At 43.5% G+C, this 24,187-nt stretch carries 15 protein-coding genes and 1 riboswitch; of the genes, 7 read left to right on the top strand and 8 right to left on the bottom strand.

The window, feature by feature from the left end; genetic code table 11:
- Positions 1-63 precede the first annotated feature (63 nt).
- Both mdh and EGN73_RS04875 read left to right on the top strand, forming a co-directional pair.
- Positions 64-1,002 carry a malate dehydrogenase gene (gene mdh / locus EGN73_RS04880; protein WP_219287347.1) on the top strand — a complete coding sequence of 313 codons (939 nt, stop codon included), beginning with the start codon at positions 64-66 and terminating at the stop codon, positions 1,000-1,002.
- Between the two features lie 100 nt (positions 1,003-1,102).
- Entirely contained in the window at positions 1,103-3,835 is a 2,733-nt protein-coding gene (locus EGN73_RS04875) for a hypothetical protein (RefSeq protein ID WP_343207080.1), read from the top strand.
- 8 nt (positions 3,836-3,843) lie between these two features.
- Here EGN73_RS04875 and EGN73_RS04870 read toward each other — a convergent pair whose 3' ends face one another.
- The 4 genes from EGN73_RS04870 to EGN73_RS04855 are packed head-to-tail and all read right to left on the bottom strand — an operon-like array spanning position 3,844 to position 10,046.
- Complete coding sequence (locus EGN73_RS04870) at positions 3,844-5,460, bottom strand: hypothetical protein (protein ID WP_219287346.1); 1,617 nt, start codon at positions 5,458-5,460, stop codon at positions 3,844-3,846.
- A 1-nt stretch (position 5,461) separates the two neighbouring features.
- Positions 5,462-6,616 (bottom strand): DUF4249 domain-containing protein, encoded by a 1,155-nt coding sequence (locus EGN73_RS04865; protein WP_219287345.1) that lies wholly within the window; start codon positions 6,614-6,616, stop codon positions 5,462-5,464.
- Positions 6,613-9,351 (bottom strand): TonB-dependent receptor, encoded by a 2,739-nt coding sequence (locus tag EGN73_RS04860; protein WP_219287344.1) that lies wholly within the window; start codon positions 9,349-9,351, stop codon positions 6,613-6,615. The genes EGN73_RS04865 and EGN73_RS04860 overlap by 4 nt, the downstream gene beginning before the upstream one ends.
- The gene (locus EGN73_RS04855) at positions 9,348-10,046 is read right to left on the bottom strand and encodes a hypothetical protein (RefSeq protein WP_219287343.1); all 699 of its coding nucleotides are present in this window, start codon (positions 10,044-10,046) and stop codon (positions 9,348-9,350) included. The genes EGN73_RS04860 and EGN73_RS04855 overlap by 4 nt, the downstream gene beginning before the upstream one ends.
- 188 nt (positions 10,047-10,234) lie before the next feature.
- Between EGN73_RS04855 and EGN73_RS04850 the strand changes: the two genes are divergently transcribed.
- Entirely contained in the window at positions 10,235-11,158 is a 924-nt protein-coding gene (locus EGN73_RS04850; RefSeq protein WP_219287342.1) for a sugar phosphate isomerase/epimerase family protein, read from the top strand.
- A 518-nt stretch (positions 11,159-11,676) separates the two neighbouring features.
- On the opposite strand, the gene EGN73_RS04845 is transcribed toward EGN73_RS04850, so the two are convergent.
- From EGN73_RS04845 to EGN73_RS04830, 4 genes are all read right to left on the bottom strand, one after another.
- Positions 11,677-13,107 carry an SLC13 family permease gene (locus tag EGN73_RS04845; protein ID WP_219287341.1) on the bottom strand — a complete coding sequence of 477 codons (1,431 nt, stop codon included), beginning with the start codon at positions 13,105-13,107 and terminating at the stop codon, positions 11,677-11,679.
- 337 nt (positions 13,108-13,444) lie between these two features.
- Positions 13,445-14,437, bottom strand: a complete 993-nt coding sequence (locus tag EGN73_RS04840) for an ABC transporter ATP-binding protein (protein WP_219287340.1) — start codon at positions 14,435-14,437, stop codon at positions 13,445-13,447.
- Positions 14,438-15,007: 570 nt separating this feature from the next.
- The gene (locus EGN73_RS04835) at positions 15,008-16,042 is read right to left on the bottom strand and encodes an iron ABC transporter permease (protein ID WP_219287339.1); all 1,035 of its coding nucleotides are present in this window, start codon (positions 16,040-16,042) and stop codon (positions 15,008-15,010) included.
- Positions 16,032-17,180: an ABC transporter substrate-binding protein gene (locus tag EGN73_RS04830; RefSeq protein WP_219287338.1), complete on the bottom strand. Its 1,149-nt coding sequence runs from the start codon at positions 17,178-17,180 to the stop codon at positions 16,032-16,034. The genes EGN73_RS04835 and EGN73_RS04830 overlap by 11 nt, the downstream gene beginning before the upstream one ends.
- Before the next feature lie 755 nt (positions 17,181-17,935).
- A riboswitch (cobalamin riboswitch) is annotated at positions 17,936-18,162 on the top strand.
- 109 nt (positions 18,163-18,271) lie between these two features.
- Between EGN73_RS04830 and EGN73_RS04825 the strand changes: the two genes are divergently transcribed.
- The 4 genes from EGN73_RS04825 (at position 18,272) to EGN73_RS04810 (ending at position 23,190) form a co-directional block, all read left to right on the top strand.
- Complete coding sequence (locus EGN73_RS04825; RefSeq protein ID WP_246611474.1) at positions 18,272-20,221, top strand: TonB-dependent receptor; 1,950 nt, start codon at positions 18,272-18,274, stop codon at positions 20,219-20,221.
- Positions 20,222-20,328: 107 nt separating this feature from the next.
- Positions 20,329-21,372 (top strand): YncE family protein, encoded by a 1,044-nt coding sequence (locus EGN73_RS04820; protein WP_219287337.1) that lies wholly within the window; start codon positions 20,329-20,331, stop codon positions 21,370-21,372.
- A gap of 215 nt (positions 21,373-21,587) precedes the next feature.
- The gene (locus EGN73_RS04815) at positions 21,588-22,298 is read left to right on the top strand and encodes a Dph6-related ATP pyrophosphatase (protein ID WP_219287336.1); all 711 of its coding nucleotides are present in this window, start codon (positions 21,588-21,590) and stop codon (positions 22,296-22,298) included.
- Between the two features lie 163 nt (positions 22,299-22,461).
- Positions 22,462-23,190, top strand: coding sequence for an SDR family NAD(P)-dependent oxidoreductase (locus tag EGN73_RS04810; RefSeq protein WP_219287335.1), 729 nt, complete (start codon positions 22,462-22,464; stop codon positions 23,188-23,190).
- The last annotated feature ends 997 nt before the right edge of the window (positions 23,191-24,187 follow it).

Below are 24,187 nucleotides of genomic sequence, written 5' to 3'. Positions count from 1 at the left end.
TGTTTAATAACTTAGCGGGACTTTTGAAAAATCAATCAAAAACGAAAAATAAACCATACATTCATGACTAAAGTAACCGTAGTAGGCGCTGGAAATGTGGGCGCTACCTGTGCAGATGTGCTTGCATACAGGGAAATTGCCGAAGAAATTGTTTTGGTAGACATCAAAGAGGGAGTAGCCGAAGGCAAAGCCTTGGACATCTGGCAAAAGGCTCCTATCAACCAATATGACAGCAGGACGGTAGGTAGCACCAATGACTACAGCAAGACTGCCAATTCTGATGTTGTGGTCATTACATCTGGACTACCAAGAAAACCGGGAATGACCAGAGATGACCTTATCGAGACCAATGCTGGTATCGTAAAGTCTGTAACTGAAAATGTAATCAAGCATTCTCCAGATGCCATTATTATTGTCGTTTCCAATCCTTTGGACGTAATGACCTATCAGGCACACATCACCTCCAAGCTTCCTAGAACCAAAGTAATGGGTATGGCCGGAATCCTGGATACAGCACGTTACAGAGCTTTTATAGCTGAAGAATTGAATATCTCTCCAAAGGAAATCCAGGCGATCCTAATGGGTGGTCACGGAGATACCATGGTGCCACTTCCTAGATATACCACTGTGGCAGGTATTCCTGTGACTGAACTTATCTCCAAAGAAAAACTGGATGCAATCATCGAAAGAACCAAATTCGGTGGTGGTGAATTGGTGAAACTGATGGGCACATCCGCTTGGTATGCTCCGGGTTCGGCAGCTGCACAGATGGTGGAAGCTATCCTTAAAAACCAAAACAGGGTATTCCCGGTATGTATCAAACTTGATGGAGAATACGGAATCGATGACTGCTACTTGGGAGTTCCTGTAATTCTGGGCAGAAACGGTATAGAAAAGGTAATCGAACTTGACCTCAATGCAGAAGAAAAAGAGCTTTTGGAAGTTTCCAGAGGTCATGTGAAAGAAGTGATGAGCGTATTGGACAACATCTCCAATAAGTAATTTCTTTCCCAAATATTTATTTTATCCCGGCCATTGGTCGGGATTTTTTACTTTTTTTGTTTTTTACGTCTGAAATTTAGGAAATAAGTCTGCTAGGTCTGTGAGAGTAATAAGGTTTCTTCTGATTGCATTTGTCCTGACCGGAATACTCGGTGGGGGATATTACATTTATCAAAAATATTATTTATACGGCAAAAAGTCAGCCGCAGAGCTGATATCACCTGAAGCTATTTTTGTCTTTGAAACCGATCAGCCTGTATTTGCTTGGAACCAGCTTACTTCCCAGCCTTTTTGGGGAAGTTTTTCGGATATGCCTTCCCTTCAAAACGCTGCGCGTCAGCTTGAGCAACTCGACAGCCTTTTGGGTCAGGATGGGGAAATGGAAAAGATCCTTAGAGGCAATCAATTTGTATTGTCCATGCACCCTGTGGGTAAGGAAGAATTTGATTTTATGTATGCCATTTCTTTTGGTCCAGGAGCAGATTTTGACTTTCTGGAAAAACTGGAAAATAACCTTCCGGCACTGTCCCAGATCAATACAAGAAATTACAGTGGCGTTACCATCAAAGAATACCAGAGCCTGGACTTGGAAAGAAACCTCAATTATACTTTTGTAGACAATGTACTCTTGATCAGCTACACCTCATTTTTGGTGGAAGAAGCCATAAGGTATGCCCAAAACAGCGGGATGGAAAATTTCCGTTCGACTTATTCCGAATTGTATGAAGCGCAGACCAGGGCCAAAGGACTGGGAATGCTTAGGATGTCAAGCCGTGGTATGGCCAGATTGGTGGAGGGGATTTCAAGAGATCAGGAACTGTCTATGATACAGAGTTTTGGCCGAAGCAAAGTGGCAGCCAACCTCGAACTGAAATTTACTGATGAAAAAATAATCCTAGATGGGATAGCTGTTTTTGCAGATGGTAAGGAAGTCAGTTTTGCCAGTCATTCAGCCAGCAGTACTGCCGATTTCAAATCCTACATCAGCAACAGGACCGCTGCATATTTCAATTATAACCTTCAAAGTCCCCGACAGCTCAAAAACTTGCAGGATACAGGTTTTCAGTACAAAAGCACCCTCAAGGGAGACATCGATAAAAACCTGATTCAAAAAGGCTTTTTGGAAGATCTTACAGGGGAATTGGGATACATGCTCTTTGAGGTTGCGGGCAGTGAACAGCAGGACAGGATTTTGCTCATTCAGACAGAGTCACCGGATCAGCAGATCAGGCTATTGAAGCAGTTTAACTCCGGTCTTGACAAAATGGATCTTTCACTGGTTCCTGTGGATTACTATAAGGATCAGGAGATTTTTGTGATAGTAGCCGAAGAGTTTCCGGCTCATTTGTTTGAGGGTAAATTCATGGGTTTTCCTGATACCTACATCACCTCATTGGGCAATTTTCTGGTTTTTGCCAATAGCAGCAAAGCCATGAAGATCTATCTGGATGACTACCTGACTGACAATACCTGGGGAAAGTCTGTAGCCTACAATAACTTAGTGGAAAGCGTAAATCCTTCAGCTGGCCTGAATTTCACATTAAATATTCCTAAGTTTTTCAGCTCGGTAGTAGAGGTCAGCTCCCCCAACTGGAAAGCTTTTTTTCAAAAATATGCACCTCAGTTTACCTCTCTCAACTTGATGACTTTGCAGGTCTTGCAAAAGGACAGGGAGAATAGGGTCAATCTTGAATTTGGCTACAATCCTTTGCCTGTCAAAAGTCAGGTTGCCGATGTGGTACTGAGTGAAAACCGTTCTGTGCAGTTTGACAAAGCCCTGGTTTATGGACCTAGAAGCATACAGAATTTTGTAGATAGAAGTACGGAGTTTGTGGTGCAGGATGAAGACTTTTTTCTGCATTTGCTCAGTTCGGATGGTGAACCGGTATTTTCATTTCCTTTAGAAGAAAAAATCAGGGGACCTATTTATCAAGTGGATTATTATAAAAACGGGAAATTACAGTTGCTCTTTGCTACAGCCAGTAAAGTGTACATCCTGGATCGCTTGGGCAACCTGGTGTCAGGATTCCCGGTAAGTCCTGTAGGAAATGACCAAATCACCCACCTCAATCTGGTGGATTACAACAATGACAAGGATTACAGGTACTTTATTGGCACAGAAGAAGGCAAGGTGTATCTTTTGGACAGGCAGGGAAGGGGATTGGACGGATGGAATCCCAAAGTGATCAATGCAGCCCTTTCTGCTAGGCCCGCCCATCATAGAATAGCCGGAGTGGGTGACAGGATGCTTGCATTGGCTTCCAATGGCTACCTTTATTTCTTCAACAGAAGAGGTGAGGCGGAATTGGGTTCTCCCATACAATTGGGCAATGGGGTGAATTCAGATTATATTCTTGTAGAAAGGGGCAGCGCTAGGGATACCCGGGTGGTGACCATTACCTCCGAAGGGGAGATAGTCCATACCAACCTCAGGGGAGAGGTGGCCTACAGAAATCAATTGGAAAGACCCGATAGAGAAAGCCGTTTCAGTTTGGTTAAAGATCAGAAAGATGACCGTTATCTCTTCACTATTCATGAATTCAACAAAGTGAGCGTGCTCAATCCAGATGGTAAGGAAATCTTTTCTCTGGATATTTTTTCCGAAAACCTCACCTTCCAATATTTCTCTTTCGGTGCGGACAGGAATATTTTCGTAGTGGTGGACAGGGATCAGGAGTTTATTTATCTGTACAACCTCAAAGGTGAATTATTGAGTTCCAGACCTTTGGGAGGAACGGGGACCATTGACCTGAGACATGCCGTGTCCCAGAACGAATATGTCATCTATGTGCGAGAAGGAAATAGATTTAAGGAGTACAAACTTCCTTTGTAAGTGTAAGATCAGTCTTCTTCGACTCTGAATTCATCCACATGAATTTCAAAATCTCCATTTTCCATAATTCCTGAAATCACGATTTCGTATACACCAGGTGTCATAGAAGATTGGAACTGTTGTTCCATTTGCCCTTCTACATCTGCGTTCCAGTAAAGTAAAGACCTGAAATCAGGAAAGTTTGGGGGGACAGGTAGTTTGACCAAATGCGGGCTGATGAATTTTTTGGTGGCTTGGACAGGCCAATAATTAAGGTAAAGTGAGTTTTCCGGGAGTTCAAAGCCTCCAAAATCATTCTCAAATGAAGTGATGCTGATCACTCCGGCAAACCTGTCCTGATTCAGAAAAAACTCACGTGCAAGTATTTCTATTTTCTCAAAGTTTTGGGGATCAAATTTGCCCAGGCGGTCTATTTCAAAAACGGGCATGGCGTCGATCAGTACCAGTGGGTTTTCCCTAAATACGGCAGACAGAGGTTTGTCCAGTACCCTCAAGACCAGTTTTCTGGATTGACGCCTCACCAGGACTTCCGGTATGTATTCCTTCCAGGTCACTTCCATATTTTCAAACCTGTTGTAATCATCCAAGAGGTAAGTTTTGTCCGCAACAAAACCGGTGGCAATGGGTAAGAAAGCTTGCTTTTCACTTTCCATGTAATAATTCTCAGACCGGCCTGCAAGCAAAAGTTTTTGAAGGAATTCCCTGTCTTTTTCTTCCAAAGAAAGTTGGGGAAACCCAAATTCCGTATGAAAAGGGATGTTCAGAAAAGGGGATTGCGGGTTGAAGTCCAATTGTTTTTCCTGATTGGCAGATTGAACCAAGAGGAAATTAAAATCCCTGAGTGCTCCCAGGTCAAAAAACAGCTCACCTTGAGGGCTTGGTTTTGCAGAGTTGAGGATGGACTGGGTACCGTGGGAAGAAAGGAAAAATGTTTCACTTGTGTCAGATTGATGCATGGGAGTCCTGGCATGCACAATGTGTCCCAAAGGTTCGGGAATAAGTCTTGCCGGCTGAGATATTTTTTGATAGACCTCATTGTAGAAATATCCCTGTAATTCCTCACTTAAATAAGGGTTTTTTAATGAAATGGATAGGCTGCTTTTCGAAAGCTTCGGACCAAGGCCGAAAGGGATGTTAAAGGTGCCGGAGGTCGGTGTTGTAGTCAGATCCAGGTCGATTTTTTTTCGGCTTTGCCTAGTCTCTAATTGCATATTCCTTACCGGTTGAGAGGTGTCAGGAGGAAGGGAAGGATGGATAACCGTGATGAATTGGTTAAAAATCCCCTGTTCACCAAGATAAGGGCTTATTCTGGTGTAAACCCTAAAGAGGTAGTGGTCTGAAGGAAGATGAGAGGGGATTTCTAGCTGATTTTCCGCAAAGCCCTGTTCTAGGGGAATGATTACCTGAGCTACCGGTTGATTTGTCCTGTCTATCAATTCTGCATAAGCCATAGCAGAAGGAGAGGGGGCATTTTCGCTTCTGGCCATTACGGAAAAATGCAGGTTTTCTCCAGTTACCAGAATCTTTTTGGAAAGGTGGGCAAATACCTTTTCCTCCGGCAAAACCTGTGCTGCGGACGAAAGGCATATGAACAGGTGGAGTATAAGTACAATCAACTTTTTCATATCAATCTTCCCAGAATTCAGGTCTTACATTACTTCCTCTCAAGGTACAGTCGGCACATTGCCGGGATGCTCCTCTGTAACCTATCAGTAAAAAGTCCTGCAGTACCTCTCTTGCGGGGATTTCTGTGCCTCCCCTGAAGCGGGAAGGCGCATTGCTTACAGGAATGGTATCTGTACTGAGGTTGCAAAATTCGTATTCAGGGATCTCTACCCGCCAAGGAAATACATCTGCATTATCGATGTAGATTCTTTTGCTAGCAGATCTCCCCATGGACACATGCCCGATGACTTTTTGGTTTGAGGAGGCATTCTCAGGTTCAATATTACCACTGATCAAAGAAGGCATGGGACTGAATATGCCGCCTATGTCATCTGAGTTTTTTCTCAGGATTTCCCAGAAGTCAAAGGCCTCCTGATCTATGGCCCGCTGTATCACTTCTATGCTGTAGCGCCTCTGAAGTTTTTCCGATAGGTTGGGTATCCTTACGAGTTCCCTTTCCAAAATGGTGTTCCCATCAAATCTTGCTGAATTTTGAAGTACAATCCTAGGCTGTCGGGTATTGTCCCAGCATCTGTCTATTCTTTCTTCTTCCGTCCTGTTTCGGACTCTCTCTTCTTCAAAGATCAAGAAAGAAGCTACACCGGCATTGAAAATCCAGTCTTCGTTGAAGCTCCATAAAAAGTACTGTGCTTCATTATTGCCTTGTGTGCTTACAAAAATCTCCACACCTGCATCATCCCGAAGCCAGCCCAACTCCTCCATTTCTGGAGTGATGATTGGACTCATGGCCTTGGACCTGAACCGCTGACCGTCCGGGAGCCAGATGTGCAGCACATATTCCCAATTGGGATTGAGGTTTTCATCTACCACGTATTTTCCGGGTTCTCCTTGTTTTTCAGTGAAATCCCATCTTTCATTTCCAGAATCTCTCGTGAGAAAAACATTGGCGCCGGCAACCATATTGATTTGTGAAGTGTCCCGTACATTAGCGGTCCTGCTCAAGGTAATTTCGGAAATCCCATCTATTTCCACATATCCCTCTACTACCAAAATGGCCAGATTCTGATTGATGATTTCCGGTTCAAAAGGATCCCTACAGCCTGTGGCAAGAAGGATGAACAGTAAAAGAGAATAAATAGTCAAAAAGGCTTTCATATTCGGAAATTGTAAGTGATGAAAGGGATTGGCTGTGCGAAAATAGAGAGCTGAAAGCCTTCAAGCGTACCGTTGATAGGGGTGAAGAAGACAGAGTATGGATTTCTTCTGCCCAATAGGTTGTACACTCCTACAGACCAGGAGGAATGGGCAAGTTTCCTCACTTTGTGATTGCCCTCAATATTTACCGAAAGGTCAATTCTGAAGTAGTCCGGAATCCTGTAAGCATTTCGGTCAGAGAAATAAACCCTTTGGCTTCCCCCATATAAAAATTGTGCTACAGGAAGTGTAATTGGTCTTCCTGTGCTGTAATTGGCATTGATTGAAGTGCTGAATCTTTTGCTCCACTCATAATTTCCCACCAGTACGGCATTGTGTGGCTGATCAAAATTACTTGGGTACCAATTGCCGTCATTTATTTTTTCACCCGGCTCATCTTCTGCGGTTCTGAGCAAGGATCGGGCGTAGGTGTAGCTGACCCAGCCATTGAGTTTGCCTGTATTTTTTTTCAGCAAGATCTCCGCTCCATAAGCCCGGCCATCAGTCTTCAGTACATCCTGTTCCACGGCATTGTTCAAAACCAGTGTTGCTCCCGAACTGAAATCAATCAAATTTCTCAGTGTCCTGTGGTAAGCTTCTACCGAAAATTCAAACTTGTCAATCTTGAGGTTTCTGTAATATCCAATAGAAAGCTGATCGCCCCACTGTGGACGGATGTTAGGGTCACTGAGTTTCCAGATGTCCGTAGGAGCAATGGCGGCATTGTTAGTAATAAGGTGTATGAACTGTCGCCCTGTGTTGTATCCGGCTTTGATGGATGAGATATTATCCAAAATGTACCTTGCTGAAACCCTGAATTCGGGTCCGTGGTAGGTGTTGATAATATTTCCTGCGGCCACATTTCTTTCGGAAATGAGATTGGGAGGGGAGAGTGGCGCTCCTTCCCGATATTCCCGCACAGTGTTGGGACCAAGGTAATGATAGAGGGCATATCTGACACCATAGTTGACCGTGAGTCTGTCATCCACTTCATAATTGTCTCCAAGGAAAAAGGATGTTTCCAATGCCTGTTCCTGATTGACGCGCTCTTCCATGACAATGGACTCGGGTCCGGATGGTCCCAATCTGCCCGGTTGCAGTCTGTAACGGATGCTGTGTATGCCAAAATTCAGTTTGTGCTCTTCATTCAGCTCATACCGGACATTTATTTTTGCAAACTCCTGCCTGATATTGTATCCAAAATCATAGGCATTACTGGGGTTGTCTCTCCCTTCTATATCAAAGCTGTAAAAATCAGATCCCACCACGAGTTCGGCTTCTGTCTGTTCGTTGAGGTAATGGGTCCAGGAAAGGTTGATGTTCCTGTTTTCGTAGAAAAAGGTGGTATCCCTATCAAAACGGAAATTGTCCCGGCTGTTGTAGGCATTGAAGCGGAGAATATTTTTTTCATTTAGCTTGTGGGACATGCTGAAGTTGAGGTCATAGAATGCCGCTCTGGCATCGGAGAAGTCCGTATTTTCTTCCAGAATGTTGAGTATCCAATCCGAATAGGTGGACCGGCCTCCGAGTATAAAAGTGGTGTTTTCTCCAATAGGCCCTTCTACCGTAAGTCTGCTGGTCATCAGACCTATCCCACCGGCGACTTTCACTTTCTCAGAGTTGCCGTATTTGGAATTTACTTCCAATACCGAAGATAAGCGGCCTCCATATTGCACTGGAATCCCCGCCTTGTAAAGCTCCACAGATTCTACCATGTCGGGGTTGAATGCCGAAAAAAGCCCAAACAAGTGGGAAGGGTTATAGATGGTGGCATGGTTCATCAGGATCAGATTCTGATCCGCAGCTCCGCCCCTTACATTGAAGCCTACAGATGCCTCACCTACCGTCTGCACTCCCGGCAGGGTCAATATACTTCTGATGACATCTACCTCTCCCAGGACAGCAGGTAATTTTTTCATAGACTGAATATTGAGCGATTGTACACCCATTTCAGGTCTTGCAATATTGGACATTTTCTCTGAGCTGATGGTGACTTCGTCCAGAGAGATGATGTTTTCTTCGATGGCTATGTCCAGTATTCCGTCACTCTGAAGGCTGATCTGCCTTTGTTCTATAAACCCTCCTAGGTTTTGGATAAAAAGAGTGTGCCTTCCTACGGGGAGGGTGATGGCATATTCGCCTTCCTCATTGGCTATTGCCCGGGTATAGTTCACCCTTTCAAAAATCACCGCTCCAAAGACCGGGTTTCCCGTGTCCAATCCTGTGACTTTCCCTCTTAATACGGCTTCTTTTTGGGGAGAGGGATTCCCAATTACATAAAGTTTGTTTCTGGAAAATTCCCGTTGGATATCCTGCTGTCTGCCGATGCTGTCGCTTTCATCAGTGGAAACGTAAGTGAAAAAGTCAGGTCGGAGAGAGAGGTCGAGCTTCTTGTCCCGAGTTACGAAAACCTTTTTTTTCTCATCAATGGTGTACTTGAGTGCAGTTCCATCGAAAATTGCCTGAAGCATTTGATCCAGTGTATTGTCCGAAGCACTGATATTGACCTCAATCTCAGCGATGTCTTGTTCGAGAAAATAAAAGCGGTAGTCACTCTGCTGCTCAATCTGTCGGGAAAACCTCTGAAAGCTAATGCCGGGATACATTCCTGTGAATTTTTGTGGGGTTGTCTGGGACAGACATTCTTGCCATGCAAACCCTAAAAACATCAATATCAAGAATGCTTTTAACTTCATGGCTTTTCTTGGTTAATGTATTGAACCAATCTTTTTAAAAAATCTTCTCTTTGGCTTTTGAAGCTGAGTCTTTCTCCCCGTATTGCGTGGCGAAAGTCTTTTTTATCCATGTCCAAAAATTCCCTTGCCTGTTTTTTTCGTCTGATCACTTCTATATCATCTCCTTTTCGAAGGAAATAATCTGTTTTTTCATAAAAAACGTCCGAAAACTTACTGACATCCCTCTTGTCTTTGGTCCGTTTGAAATGTTTGGCCAGGAGGTTGATTTTCCCTTCCTCCAATAATTCATAGATGCCATTTCGGTGGTGTATGTATCCGGGATTTTCATCTACTCGGATGAAATGTCTTTTGTTAGCCAATTGAAATTCGTCGATCTTATCGGCCCGGATGAGGATTTTCTTTTTGTACACTGGCTGAAAAGTCAGCAGCTCATCATTCCATATGTCATAGAGCAAGGGGACATCTTTGTATTGGAGTCCATTGATGGTGATTTGGCCGAGTTCAAAGCTTCTGTATTCAAAGTAGGGGTGGCCCTCGATATTCTTGGAAGGATCTACATAGTAGCCACCGGATACTATTTCCTGGTCTAACAGGATATTTTCCCTATAAGGTTGCTGATAGGCAAAGTCACCTTGCGAATAAACGGAAGGGGCATAGATCAAAAAGGCAAGAAAGTAAAAAAATAGGCTTTTCATAGGTTTGGTTACTGGGTGTTATTTAGTTGAACAATTTAACAAAATTTTTAGGTCTGTTATGGTAAAGCCCCATAATATTTTATAAGTGGTTGAAAAATGAAGATCTTATAGGGTAATTTAGTTTTTGAAAGCCTTCCGGCTTATACAGTATACTTTAATATTGGATAAACCTATTGTAACCAATTGTCATGATTTCAAGAAGAAACCTTATCAAGACACTCGGGCTGAGCTCGGGTGCACTTCTTACCGCGCCATTTGCTGTAAAAGCTTCTCCAAGAAAAGAAGAAAGTAAGTTCACTTATTGCTTAAATACCAGTACTATCATGGGACAAAATCCCGGGATAGAAGGCTATATCGAAATAGCGGCAAGGGCAGGATATACTGGGGTGGAGCTTTGGGTCAGAGACATTGAGGAATACATCAAATCTGGAAAATCTGCTGCAATCCTTAAGTCCAAACTGAATGATGCCGGTATACGTTGTGAGAACGCCATAGGCTTTGCACCATGGATGGTAGATGATGCCCAGAAAAGGAAAGAGGGTTTTTCGCAAATGGAAAAGGAGATGGAGCTTTTGGCTTCCATCGGTTGCGTGCGGGTAGCTGCCCCGGCAGCTGGTGTAGATGCACCTTTAGATCTTTTTAAAGCAGGTGAAAGATATGCGCAGCTATTGGATTTGGGAAGAAAAACTGGGGTGATGCCCCAATTGGAATTTTGGGGAGCTTTTCCGCATTTCCATCACCTTGGTCAAACGCTGATGGTGGCTGCAGTGGCCGATGACCCGGATGCCAGAATATTGCCGGATGTGTATCACCTATTCCGTGGAGGATCGGGCTATGAAGGGCTCAAAATGCTGAGCGGTGACCTGATAGAGGTGTTTCATATGAATGATTTTGTGAGTGATATTCCCCGTGAGAAGCAAGAAGACAAGGATAGGGTATATCCCGGAGATGGGGCTGCTCCTATGAAGGAAATCATACAGACCTTAAAGCGAATGGGAGGAGAGAAGGTGCTCTCTTTGGAGCTTTTTAACAGAGAATATTGGGAAAAAGATGCGCTGGAAGTGGCAAAGACAGGCTTGGAGAAAATGAAAAGAGTGGTAAAGGAGGCTTGAGGATTTACGACTGGGGATTTACGAATTACGATTTACGACTGACGATTTGGGGCGCTTTTGTCAGCTATTATGGGGGAGGATGAGGGATGAAGGATGAAGGATGAGGGATGAAGGATGAGGGGGGATAAGAGGTTAGTGACAGTTGTCTTCGATATTCATCATTCGATGTTCGGTGTTCGTATTTTCGAATAATGAATAATGAATCAAGAAGGAGGGGGAGGAAGCCTGTCCGACTGGTCATCCAGGCGGGGAAGGAGGATGAGGGAGGAAAAATAAGTGAATAGTTATAAGTGATAAAATGTAGATTAATTGATGAATTGTGTAGTTGATTAACTGTTTACTAGCCTGTTGTAGGTAGGAAAGTCTCACATCTCACATCTCATTTCTTGTGTCTCATATCTAATCTTCTTGAAGTGACCTCTTTCCTTCGGTATTCATAATTCGATGTTCGGAGTTCGATATTCATAATTTCGAATAATGAATGATGAATAATGAATCAAGAAGGAGCATTTCAAAGTTTAAAGATTTGCAAAAACCAACACATACACCATTACCGTTGCAAAAGCCAAAATAGGTCCGGCGAAGATCATTAGTATACCTCCGGGCCGGAATTCCTTTTGCTCAACCATGCCGGTACTGAATGCAATGGCATTGGAAGGTGTAGAAACAGGTAGCAACAAGGCGCAGCTACAGCTCAAGGCGACCAGCAGAGGAACTGCAAATCCCCAAATGCCGGGTAGGGCCAGACCTAATGGAACCAAGATGGCAGAAGCAGCAGTGTTGCTCATGATATTGGAAATAAGTACACTGATGATGGCGAAAACTACCGCCACCCCAACCAGAGCGATCGGTAATGCAGCTATTTTTTCCATGATGATATCGGTCAACCCTACATCCACCATAGCAATACCCAGTGCCAATCCTCCTGCCACCAACATCAAGGTGTCCCAAGGCAATCTTCTCACATCTTCCGCTTTTATTACCTGAAATAAGGTGAGTAAAACAATAGGGATGGCTGATGTAGCAGCGATAGGGATACCGTGTAAAGGTTCTGTGATCCACATGGATACCGTAATAAACAAGGTGAACAAGACTGCATAGACCTCAAACTTATTTTTGGAGGCTGGTTTTTTCATCATATCCCTCAAATCCAGCGCTACCTTGGAGAGCTGAAGTTTTTTCACTAGAAACCTCCAGAAAATGTAAATGCTGGCCAAAGCTGTAGGCAAACCAAAAACCATCCATTCTACAAAGGTGATATTGATTCCCTTTTCCTGCAGTGCTCCGACAGCAATTGCATTTGGAGTACTTCCTATGATTGTACCCATGCCCCCAAGTGTAGCTGCTGCGGGTATACCTACAAGCAGGGCTTTTGAGTATGAGGATCCTTTACCCATGTTTCTGGCAAGAGGCAAAATAGAAGAAATCATCATGGCTGTGGTCGCCGTATTGGACATGACCATACTGCCTACCGCGGTGGTCAGCATCAGCCCCAAAAGCAATCTGTTAGGATCAGAACCGAATTTTTTGATGGTAAATCTGAACAATGCCCTGTCCAGATTGGCAATGCTCATGGCTTCGGCCAGGAAAAAACCGCCGAGAAGGAGCCAGATGACATTGCTGGTCCAGGTTCCCAGATACATTTCCACAGGGGTTTTATGTTCTTCCCCGAGGACGAAATCAGTTCCAAATCCCAATAAGAGCCCTGCTATGATGAATATGCCAACGGCAAAAGGTGGTATGGCTTCAGTAACCCAAAGCCCCACGGCAAGAATACTTAGGAAAAAGACATAGTTGAGGTCATCAGGATAACCCAGTTGGTTGAAAAAAGAGGATATGAAGATGGCCAGGGCAAAGTTGCCCAGAAAAGTGGAGCTGGCCCAAACCCAGCCATATTTTAGTTTTTTAAAGAGACGAAAAGCAGCTCGCCTTGAATCATTATAAGCCATTGAAAAAAAGAAGCTGTTAGTGGTATTGTAAAAATAGGGAAAAAGGATTTGGGGATAAAAAAGCTTTGAGAGATTATTGGATTTAATTTTATAAGTATATCTGCAATTAGAGCACTTACCAATTTAAATAAGGGCTTGGATCAATCCGATACTAATAGATATTAGATATTCATTGATATTGGCTTGAAATCACGGGCTTATACCACATTTAAAGCTATACTGGTAAGAAAGCGGATAATCATGTATTTAAATTTCTATTAGGATATTAGTATTGTAAATATCCAGAATTAAACTATTAATCAATTTTATAAGTATCCGCTTAATTGCACGTAATCATTTATCGCTTTGAAACTGTTCTATTTGCCAAATGAGAAACCAATTGCTCGATGGAAATGAAGGTAAGCTTTTCTGGTTCATTAGTATATTCAATCTGAAAAGGGTTTTGCTGGATGCTCAATTGTATTTGAGAATTGGAGAAATCAATTCCTGATTTTTTCAGGGCATTTTGGACCCATTTGACTTTCACGGGATCTCCGGAGATCAGTGGGGAGTTCCAATTGCGGGACTCCTGCACTTTCCCATTTTCCGGATCAAAGACCAGTTTTTCATCCGGTAGCATGAGGTTGATTTTTCCTTCCAAAATCAGATCCTCAGGACTTCCGTGCACCAGAGGAAATCCGCACTGCATCAACCAAAAGACATCTGCTGTATCGATGGCAATATCCAGGTCGTGGGTGACAACCAACACAGCTTTGTTTTCCTGAATGGCGATTTCTCTCAATAGATGCATGATCTCGTATCGGTTGACCAGGTCCAGGTGGGCGGTAGGTTCATCCAAGATCAGGATTTCCCCATCCTGACACAGGGCCCGGGCAATCATCACTTTCTGTAATTGTCCATCGGAGATTTCGGACAGGCTTTTGTCACGGATATACTGGATTTTGGTGACTTGAATGGCTCTTTCTACGATCTCTTTGTCCTGAGAAGACAGGTTTCCCAGCCAACCGGTATGCGGGATTCTTCCCAGGGATACCAATTGATAAACAGTTAGGTTTCCGGAGTTCACCTTGTCGGTCAGTACCACAGCGATCTTTTTGGCCAGTTCTTTTTGGGAAAAAGATGCGATGGCTTTGTTTTCCAGGCTAAGGTTTCCTGATAGGAGGGGAAGCTGTCCCAGAATCGTTTTGATCAAAGTAGATTTTCCTACGCCATTGGGACCGAGGAGGCAGGTGAGTTTGCCTTTTTGAAGGGAAAAGGATAACCCTTCTGCCACTGGGGTGGGGCTGTCTTTTTTGGAATAGCCAATGCTGAGATGGTTTGCCTGTAGCATTTGAATCAAAAATGTGGAGATCCAAACTTAAGGGTTTTTGAGGAGAAATTTTTGATGTGGGGGAAAGAGAGGTGGTTGCATTTTTTCCGCCGGTACTGGTGATTTTTTATTCTCCCGCAGATATCGCAGATGCCGCAGATTTTTATTGATATATAAAAGACGCTTGGGAATGCAAATTCAAGGTAAAAGACTAATTATAGCTTCACCTTGTCATACTGACGAAGGAAGTATCTATCTACACTTTTCAATATCGAAAAAATAATAACCACAGATGACACGGATTTACACAGATAAAGCTTCGCTTTGGAGGGGGGATGGGCAGGTAAGAAAATCTTTTAATATCCATTGATTATAAAAAAAATAAATATTTCGACTAAAGTCGGTAATAGTTATGACTCTGCCTTTCCCGCCGGCTAAAGCACGGCGGAAATTATTTTGACTCTAAGATAATTAATCAAATCAATTAACCATCTTGATTCGACTAAACCCCATTTTGAAGGAACAGTACTTATACAACGTCACCCCAATCTAAAATCTAAAATCTAAAATCTAAAATCTTCAGTCTCCCCCTCAAAACTCCTTCGAAAAGTTTCTCCTCAAGATCAGCCAGATCACCATAGGGGCGCCGACAAGGGAGGTGACGGCATTGATGGGTAGGGTCTGGGCCGAGCCGGGCAGTTGGCTGAAGGCATCGCATACCAAAAGGATGATGGCGCCACTCAAGGCTGAAGCGGGGAAAAGAATCCTGTGATCACCTGTTTTGAATACCAATCGGGCCACGTGGGGCACGGCAATACCTATAAAGGCAATGGGCCCGCAAAAGGCTGTGGCTGTCCCGGCCAAAATACCGGTGCTGATGATCATCGCCCAGCGCAGGCGGTTGATGTTGACGCCCATACTGCTGGCATAGGCTTCACCCATCAACATGGCATTGTAGGATTTCAACATCATAATTACAGGTATAGCACCGATCAGAGTGGCCAAGGCAAAGCCAAACAACTGATCGGTCTGTGTACTGCCCAAACTGCCCATGGACCAAACCGTAAAGAGTTTGAGTTGCTCGGCCTCGGTAAAGTAGGCAAGCACGGAGATCACTGCAGAAACAGCAGAGCCAAACATCAAACCTACTATCAATAAGGTCATGCTGTCTTTGACCCTCCATGCTATCAGGCTCACCAAAAGTAAGACCAACACCGCTCCGGTACTTGCAGCGATGATGATGGCCCAAACTCCCAGGTTACCGCTGTACACTGACCAGCCAAAGGCCGATCCGGCCATGATCAAGAAGGCGACGCCTAAACTTGCTCCCGAACTGATCCCCAATACAAAAGGTCCAGCCAGTGGATTGCGGAAAAAGGTCTGCATCTGAAGTCCACTGAGGGAAAGGGAAATTCCCGCTAATATAGCCGTGAATGCCTTTGGCAGGCGATAGTCCATCACGATGGTTTCCCAGGAAGCTTTGCTGAAGGTGGATCCGAAAAACCTCCCGATCACTTCCTGGAAGGGAATGTTTACGGAACCCACAGCCAGATTGGCCCAAAAACACAGCAGGCAAATCAAAAGTCCGAGGACAAAAAGCAGGGGGTATTTAGGCTTATCTTTCATCCAGTTGTTGGTAGAAGTAGCTTTGGTAATCTTCCATCAGCTCAGGATGGAGGATTTTGATCAGGTCTTTGAGAATAAGGTCCGGACGAAGGTAACCCAATTCGAAATATTCCAGTCCTCCGGTTGCGCCCTTTTTCTGTGAATAGGTATAGATATTTCCATTTTTGAAAGCAGAAAAATGGGCATAGCGGGGGTCTGCATTTTTCATTTCACGCAAATTTGGGTAATCAGCAGCGCCAATCCAAAAATCAGCATCCTGAGCCTGATCCAATACATATTCAAAATTGAGTTGGGTGGATCCGCTACCTTTTTGATCTTCAAAAATATAAGTTCCACCAGCAGCTTCCAACAGTTTGGCACCCCAAGAATCTGCTCCGGGCACATACCAAATGTCCTTGTACATCACACCGGACATGATTGTTGGTTTTTCATGGATATTGTCCGTTAGGGAAATGGCTTCCAAATATGCCGCTTCAATTTCTTCAAATGCAGCAAGTGCTTCCTGAAACTTTCCTGTGAGCGCTCCGGTGAATTTGATCCATTCCGCCCTGCCAAGAGGGTGTTGCTCCACATATTCCCCATTCAGGACAGTGGGAATTCCTGCTTTTTTCAACATCTCCAGGTTGCGAAGGTCATCGCCCAAGGTGGATATCATAACCAAATCAGGTTCCAGGTCAATCATCTTTTCAATGTTGGCCTGGGCGCCGGAACCCAAATCAATTACCTGTCCCTGTGCGATCAGTGATCTGGTTTTCTCCGAACTGATCAGGTCAGTATTGGGAAATCCGATCAGGGCCTCGGTTATATCCAAATAATCCAAATGGGGCACCTGAGTGGTGGAGGTAAGGATGATCCGCTTGGGTTTGGAGGGGATGATAGCATCGAAACTGCCCATTTCCTGAGTGAAATCGGCTCCTTCCCCGATCCAGTATTTGAGTATGGATTTTTGGTCTGGAAAGGCTTTGTTGACTTCCACTACTTTGTAGCCTTCACCTTGAAAAATGGAAAAACCTGTAGCATAGCTCAGCGGCATTTCCTCAAGGTCTTGGGTGTCCTCTATTTTTTTTTCAGTGCAGGAAAAAAAAGAGGTCAAAGCAAGAAAGAAGGTAATTGTTAGTATGGGAAAGCGAAAATTCATAGGGTTTCAATATGGACTGAATGGCAAATATAGGGATAGCTGATGGATTAGTTTGATTTTAGGATGTCGACTACCATTGACATAAGTCTATTTTTGATTTAGTTCAACCCCTTTAGGGTTGGGCCTCAACTCAATTTCATAAAATCCCCGGGTTGCCTACCCGGGGCTATTCATAGTTTAACCCCTTCGGGGTTTTTAATCAATCGTTATATTCTTTTATGAGTATCCGGATCCTTGCACGTTAAACCTTCAGTACCAAACCGCCAACTTTACTTTTAACAGTAAATTTGGATATTGGAGGGTGGGAGGAATTTCGACCGGGCCAGCGCATGCCTTGAGCGTGGATAGGATTCGAAATTCTTGATTTTTTGGCTACTTTTTCATCAAGGAAAAAGTAGCTTCATAATCAAATTTTGATTAGAATTTAGCAGAAAGAACTGGTACAAAACAAACTATGGCTACGTGCAATGAAGCGGATACTCATATATTCTTTCCGTAAATGTCAATTTTAAAAACTACCATTGACAGAAACGTACGTCACTCTGACGAAGGAAGAGTCTCCCATTGTTTAGGAGATGCTTCGACTCCGCAAGCTCCGCTCAGCATGACGCTTGATTTTTATATTACCCTTTCTGAATATTACCCAATGTTAACTTCAAAGGATGGGGTCTATAAATCTGATTGTTGGCCCAATTGTTAGCCAACAAAAACATGTTTTTCATTATTTCTGAAAGGAAAATTCAAATTCATGTGTAAGTTTGCGCTTGGAAAATGGTTCCCGAATCAAAATTTTGTTCGGGATTAAAAGGGAATCCGGTTTGAATCCGGAGCTGTCCCCGCAACTGTAACCCCATCCCGAGCAATCGGGATAGTGATTTGCCCACCTCATGCCATTGTCTTGCTCCCGATAGCTATCGGGACGGGGTGAGAAGGCCGGTAAATCCAGGGAAGCCAGGAGACCTGCCTATTTCCTCTAGATTCAAAGCTTTCGGGTTGAAAGGCTGGGATTAAATTCAGAATTGGAAGCAGGTTTTTACCTACTCCACTTTCGTCTTTTTCTCCAATCATTACTTGAAATGGCTTTGAGTTAAATGTGTCATCATTTAATTCTAAAGGCATTGGTATTGCGTATTTTATTGTTTTTTACTTTGGTCTTCTTTGGCCAGGTCCGTATGGCCTTTGGTCTTGCTGACGCTTTGTCCAGAGCGGACTCCTTGCCTGCTTATGGAGATACCTTAGATCTCCTTGGGGTGGAAGTGTTTTCTTTTCCTGTGGAAAAATATGCGCAAGGACAATCTGTCATCCGGATAAAGGAAAGGGACTTGGAGCGTTTCCAGGGACAGGCTTTTACCGAGTATTTACAAAAGCAGACAGGATTATTTCTTCGACAGCACGGACCCGGAATGCTGGCATCTTTGACGATGAGGGGCACTTCTGCCGGGCATAATGCAGTGTTTTGGAACGGTTTGCCCATCAACAGTCCCTCTTTGGGGCAGGCAGATTTTTCGATTCTTCCTGTAGGTGGATTTGATCAGGCAGAAATCCTGTTGGGGTCAGGCGGGGCTTTGTTTGGCACAGACGCCATTGGAGGTTCAGTTCACCTGCATACCCGCCTGAAATTCAATCAGGGTTTTCAGGCTAAGGTACAGTCCAATGTGGGGAGTTTTGGTTTGTGGAATCAGTCCATGCAGGCTGGGTACTCTTCCGAAAAGTTCTCCTCGCGCACACAGGTGTACAGAAATTTTTCCCGCAATGATTTCCCTTTTAGAAATCTATCCAAAATAGGAACCCCGATAGAAAGACATGATCATGGAAGGGTATTGCAGTACGGTCTGGTGCAGGATCTTGCCTGGATGATTTCACCCAAATCCCAGATCAGCAGTTCCCTTTGGTACAATGATACAGATCGGGAAATTATTCCCCTGATAGGTTCCAATACAGAGGATCAGCAACAGGACAGAAACCTGCGGTGGGTGGTGGATTATTTTTATTTCGGTGAAAAGAACATGCTGAACCTAAAGGCAGGTTTGGTCGACGATGAGTTGATTTTCAATGTAGGGTCGGTGAACCAAACCCGGCAATATTTTCTTTCCGGAGACCTTGAGTGGAATATACTGCCTGAAATCCAAGCCAAAAGCGGAGTCAGACAGACATTTGTCCAAGGCAATCTCAGTTCCTATGAGGCGGAGGAAAGCCGAACAGAATTTTACCATTCCAGCAATTTTTTGCTGAAGGAGAACCTGCGCTTTTCACTTAACCTGCGTCAGTTTGTCTATGATGGCAACTTCGCACCCTTTACACCAAGTTTGGGCGGGGAATGGATGGTATTTCGCGGAAAGGGGCAGGAGTTAGGGCTAAAGGGAATGTTGGCCAGGAGTTTTAAGGTGCCTACCCTGAATGATAGGTTTTGGGTGCCGGGAGGGAATCCTGAGTTATTGCCGGAAGAAAGTTACAGTGCGGAGATGGGGCTGGTTCATCAATTGGAAAAGGGAGCTTTTCAGCTAGAACAAAGCCTGACCCATTTTCAGATGTGGGTAGAAAACTGGATCATTTGGTTGCCAAGAGGGAGCTTTTGGGCTCCGGAAAATATCAGGGATGTACACAACTCAGGGTTGGAATATACTTTCAATGCAAAATATAAACTGGGACGAACTGTTTTTGGTCTGAATGGGAACTACGCCCTGAACAGGGCCATCAATCATACGGACGTCAATGCCAATGACAGAAGTGCAGGGAAGCAACTGCCTTACACGCCGGTACACAAGGCCCAAGGACAATTGGAGGTAGAAAGAGGGCTTATTTCAACATTTGTCAATCACCAATGGGTGGGGCAGCGGTTTATTGCAACAGACAATATTGGCAGTTTGCCTTCTTACCGCCTGTGGGATGTGGGTTTCAGGTATCAGTTTCCTGAAAAATTCTTTTTAGCAGGACAAGCCGGTTTTCAGGTGCACAATGTATTGGATACCGAATACCAGATTCTGCGCCTGCGTACCATGCCAGGAAGAAATTATCAACTTAATATAACTATCAGACTATGAAATCGAGCCAAACTGAGGAATCCAAATGTGTAGGATATAATACACGAAAGGAACTGCTTGGCACATGCGAGATTCCATATGGCAAATTAAAAACAAATTAAAATCATATGAAAAATGTAAGACAAAGTTTGCTGCTACTGGCAGTGGTATTTGGTTTTTGGGCCTGTGAAGGAGAAAGCCCACAGGTGCCTCTTGGAGAATTTGAATCAGGGGTGCTTATTATCAATGAAGGTGCATTTGGAGCCAATGATGGAGAGGTGTACCATTTTACCGGAGGAGAAAATGTGACAGCAGATATTTTTGAAAGTGTAAACAACAGGCCTTTTGCAGGTTTGATACAGGACTTGGTTGAGCGTGATGGTAGGACTTATCTGGTGGCCAATACCGGTAAAGTGGAGGTAGTAGACACAGGAGACTTTTCCAGTTTGGGTGCGGTAGCCGATGATCTGGACATTAGCCGCTCTTTAGTAGTATATCAGGATAAATTATACATCTCTGATTGGGGGCCTTATGACTCCATTTTCAATAGTCCTGAATCCTACATCGCAGTAGTGGAAAACATCAATGGAGGTGCTGTGGCTAAGAAAATTGCTGTTTCCAGCAGGCCCGAAAAAATGGAAATTGTTGGAGGTAGGCTCCTTGTAGCCAATGCCCAGAATATGGATGTGGTCAATCTTGAGGCGGATACTTTGGCGAGCACGGTAGAGATTCCCGGAAATCCTGTTAAATTTTTAAGGATTGATGGAAATCTTCATCTATATGCCAGGCAATCTGACAAGATATTTTTTCACAGGATCAATACCAATAACTTTTCTGTTCAAAGTACCATTGAAATCCCATTGGAAGGGGCAACAAGTAATTTGACTTTGGGGCGAAATGGGGAAGCTTATGTGGTGACTTCTACAGGTTGGCCGGATTATGATGATGCTGTGGCCAAAATTTCCCTTTCACAAGGAAATGTCATCGATGCCTCCATTTACCGAGGTTCAGGGTTTTATGGAATTGGGTTTCAAGCTGGTGAAAACAGGGTTTTTGTGGCTGATAACAACGGTTTTCAGGGCAATGGTACAGTGATTGTGTTAGATGAAAACGGTGAAGAGGTCAAAACTATTCCTGCGGGTAGGGGACCTTCGGGATTTGTGTTTAAATAATATTTGATTTAGATATCGTATAAGGGCAAACCTGACAGGTTTTTTAATGGAATTAAGGTTGGTCAAAACCCATTTCTTGTTTCCATAACCTGTCAGGTTTAATATTTCCTTTTCAATACCGTTGAGATTAGGATAGCTTTTCCAAAGTTGAGGTTTGTAGGCAGTGTGTTTACTTAATTAAAACTTTGGAAAAGTTTATTATCAAATTAAATACAATGAACAAAGTCAAAGTTTCCTTAGCCTGGTCCGGCGGCAAAGATTCCGCTTTTGCCCTATGGAGCCTGCTTAAGGATGAAAGGTATGAGGTGGTCAGTTTGCACACTACTTTCGGGGAAGAAAGCAGAAGGGTAGGGCTTCATGGCATACATGAAAGTTTGATCCAACAGCAGGCCGAGTCCATCGGCCTGCCTTTGGACAAGTTATTTTATCCTGCCTCCCAGACCAATGCTGCCTATGAAAAAGTAATGTCAGGATATTTGAAAGAATTGAAGAAAGGAGGAGTCAGCCATATTGCCTTCGGGGATATTTTTTTGGAGGATCTGAAAAAATACCGTGAGGATCAACTTAGGGGAATGGGAATGGAATGTGTGTTTCCACTCTGGGGGAAAGATACCGAAAGTTTGTTGGAGGAGTTTTTGGGACATGGCTTCAAGACATTAGTCTGTGCTGCGGATGCAGCTCTTTTTGAAGAAAATCAGGTAGGTAAAGAATTGGGTCTGGAATTGGTCCAAAATGCTAAAAAGCCCATTGATCCCTGTGGAGAAAACGGGGAGTTCCATACCTTCTGTTTTGAGGGCCCTATTTTTCAAAAGCCTGTTGATTTTGATCTGGGTGAGACCATTTCCACAGCGTATAAGTTTAAAACCGATGATGGGGTAGAACATTCCAAAAAGTTTTGGTTTAAAGAATTGAAGGGTTTAGATTAGATCGTATTTGTTGTCTCAAATATGGATTTTGAAACCTGCCAGGTTTATTTACTTTCAATCTATATTTATAGCTCAAAGCTAAAAACCTGGCAGGTTTTTCCATTCTATTTCTAACTGACAAAGTGAAGTAATTTGTATTTTTAGTTCAAAATTTAATTCAAACATGAAATCATTATATATCATCACAGGAAGCAGTAAAGGTATAGGAAAAGCATTGGTGGATGCTTTGCTTGAAAATCCGGATAATGAAGTTATCGGCATTGCCCGTTCGGAACAAATGCTCCACAAAGAGAATTTTACACCTTTGAATTTTGACCTGAGTGATTTTGATCTTTTGGATGAAAATCTTTTCAGGATTTTTCCGGAAGCTGAGTATTCTAAAATTGTTTTGGTCAATAATGCGGGTTGGATTGGGCCAATCCGGCACGTCGGAAAGCTTAAGCTGGAGGAGATCAAAATGCTTTTTGATCTTAATGTGGTTGCTCCCATGTTTTTGATGGATGCCTTTGTAAAATACTATGCTTCGGCGAATGCTGAGAAGACCGTGGTCAATATCAGTTCGGGTGCAGCCAAAAAAGCCATTGACGGTTGGGCCGGATATTCCTCTTCCAAAGCGGCATTGAACATGATGACTGAAGCGGCACAAGTGGAGGCAGATTTAAACGGTACAGGAATACGATATTTTGCCTTGGCACCTGGCGTAGTGGATACGGATATGCAGGGTGATATCAGAGGAGCTTCAGAAAAGGAATTTTCTAATTTGGATAAGTTCGAAAAACTGAAGTCCAACAATCAATTGAGCAGTCCACAGGAAGCAGCCGAAAAGATCCTTTATCTGATCAATCATAGAGATAAGTTTGAAGGGGTATTGCAGGATGTGAGGGAGTTTTGAGATGGTAGATTTAAGATTTAAGATTGTAGATTTAAGATTTACGGGCGGCTTTGGAGATCTGTTGCTTGAGTCAAAAGGGAGACCGGTAATTTGATATGAGGACCGTACCTACAGGACGGAAAGAATTCTTGGACGCTATTTGGCTACCGATAGGTTGTGCCGATGGCATGAGAAGATTTAAGATTTAAGATTTAAGATTGAAGATTGTAGATTTAAGATTTATGGGCGGCTTGATAGGTTTGATCGTCAACTGCGTTATTTTTGAATATTAAACTAATTCAATCCTACTTTTCAAAGCGAAGCTGGATCTCCGGGGAAAAGGTTTAATTGTGTAATTGTAGAATTGATTAACTGATGAGGGGGAAGGTTGTTAAAGGTTAGATATAATTGAAATATGGTTTTGAGTAAATTGAAGGCTTGGTCTTCTAAATTAGGTAATTGGGATATTAGTAGATATTAATGGATACTAATAGATTTTCGTGGATATTGTTTCTAATTCATATCGTCCCACACAAGCGAAGCTTGATCTGTGTAGATCCCTGTCATCTGTGGTTTTAAATTTCACGAAAATGAAGCTTACTAAAAGATACTTCCTTCGTACCATTGACAGATATGGAGGGATCGTCATCCTGAACGCAGTGAAGAATCTCCCACTATTAAGGGAAGGTGATCTCCCGCAATGCTGCGGGACAGGCTTTCACCTCCGCAAGCTCCGGATACCAATGACAGATATGGAGGGATCGTCATTCTGAACGTAGTGAAGAATCTCTTACCATGTGGGAGATGCTTCGACTCCGCAAGCTCCGCTCAGCATGACGCGTAATTTTGTCATTTCCTTTCTGTAAATGCCAATTTTAATGACTCAGGATGACGTACACCAACTGTCATTTCCTTTCTGTAAATGCCAAATTTTAAAATCTCAGTATGACAAGGAGGTGCTATTGACAGTGCTTTAGCTTGAATTTGCATTTCCCAGCTTCTATTCTATCTGACTATA

This window comes from Arthrospiribacter ruber, assembly GCF_019343195.1.
In the GTDB taxonomy this organism is placed as follows: Bacteria; Bacteroidota; Bacteroidia; order Cytophagales; family Cyclobacteriaceae; genus Arthrospiribacter; species Arthrospiribacter ruber.
The sequence above is the reverse complement of the archived record's forward strand: the minus strand, read 5'-3'. Positions and strand labels throughout refer to the sequence as shown.

Excerpts from the sequence above, each read along its gene's own strand:
- mdh (WP_219287347.1), top strand. The coding sequence starts at position 64 with ATGACTAAAGTAACCGTAGTAGGCGCTGGAAATGTGGGCGCTACCTGT.
- EGN73_RS04870 (WP_219287346.1), bottom strand. The coding sequence starts at position 5,460 with ATGAAAAAGTTGATTGTACTTATACTCCACCTGTTCATATGCCTTTCG.
- EGN73_RS04865 (WP_219287345.1), bottom strand. The coding sequence starts at position 6,616 with ATGAAAGCCTTTTTGACTATTTATTCTCTTTTACTGTTCATCCTTCTT.
- EGN73_RS04860 (WP_219287344.1), bottom strand. The coding sequence starts at position 9,351 with ATGAAGTTAAAAGCATTCTTGATATTGATGTTTTTAGGGTTTGCATGG.
- EGN73_RS04855 (WP_219287343.1), bottom strand. The coding sequence starts at position 10,046 with ATGAAAAGCCTATTTTTTTACTTTCTTGCCTTTTTGATCTATGCCCCT.
- EGN73_RS04850 (WP_219287342.1), top strand. The coding sequence starts at position 10,235 with ATGATTTCAAGAAGAAACCTTATCAAGACACTCGGGCTGAGCTCGGGT.
- EGN73_RS04845 (WP_219287341.1), bottom strand. The coding sequence starts at position 13,107 with ATGGCTTATAATGATTCAAGGCGAGCTGCTTTTCGTCTCTTTAAAAAA.
- EGN73_RS04840 (WP_219287340.1), bottom strand. The coding sequence starts at position 14,437 with ATGCTACAGGCAAACCATCTCAGCATTGGCTATTCCAAAAAAGACAGC.
- EGN73_RS04835 (WP_219287339.1), bottom strand. The coding sequence starts at position 16,042 with ATGAAAGATAAGCCTAAATACCCCCTGCTTTTTGTCCTCGGACTTTTG.
- EGN73_RS04830 (WP_219287338.1), bottom strand. The coding sequence starts at position 17,180 with ATGAATTTTCGCTTTCCCATACTAACAATTACCTTCTTTCTTGCTTTG.
- EGN73_RS04825 (WP_246611474.1), top strand. The coding sequence starts at position 18,272 with ATGTGTCATCATTTAATTCTAAAGGCATTGGTATTGCGTATTTTATTG.
- EGN73_RS04820 (WP_219287337.1), top strand. The coding sequence starts at position 20,329 with ATGAAAAATGTAAGACAAAGTTTGCTGCTACTGGCAGTGGTATTTGGT.
- EGN73_RS04815 (WP_219287336.1), top strand. The coding sequence starts at position 21,588 with ATGAACAAAGTCAAAGTTTCCTTAGCCTGGTCCGGCGGCAAAGATTCC.
- EGN73_RS04810 (WP_219287335.1), top strand. The coding sequence starts at position 22,462 with ATGAAATCATTATATATCATCACAGGAAGCAGTAAAGGTATAGGAAAA.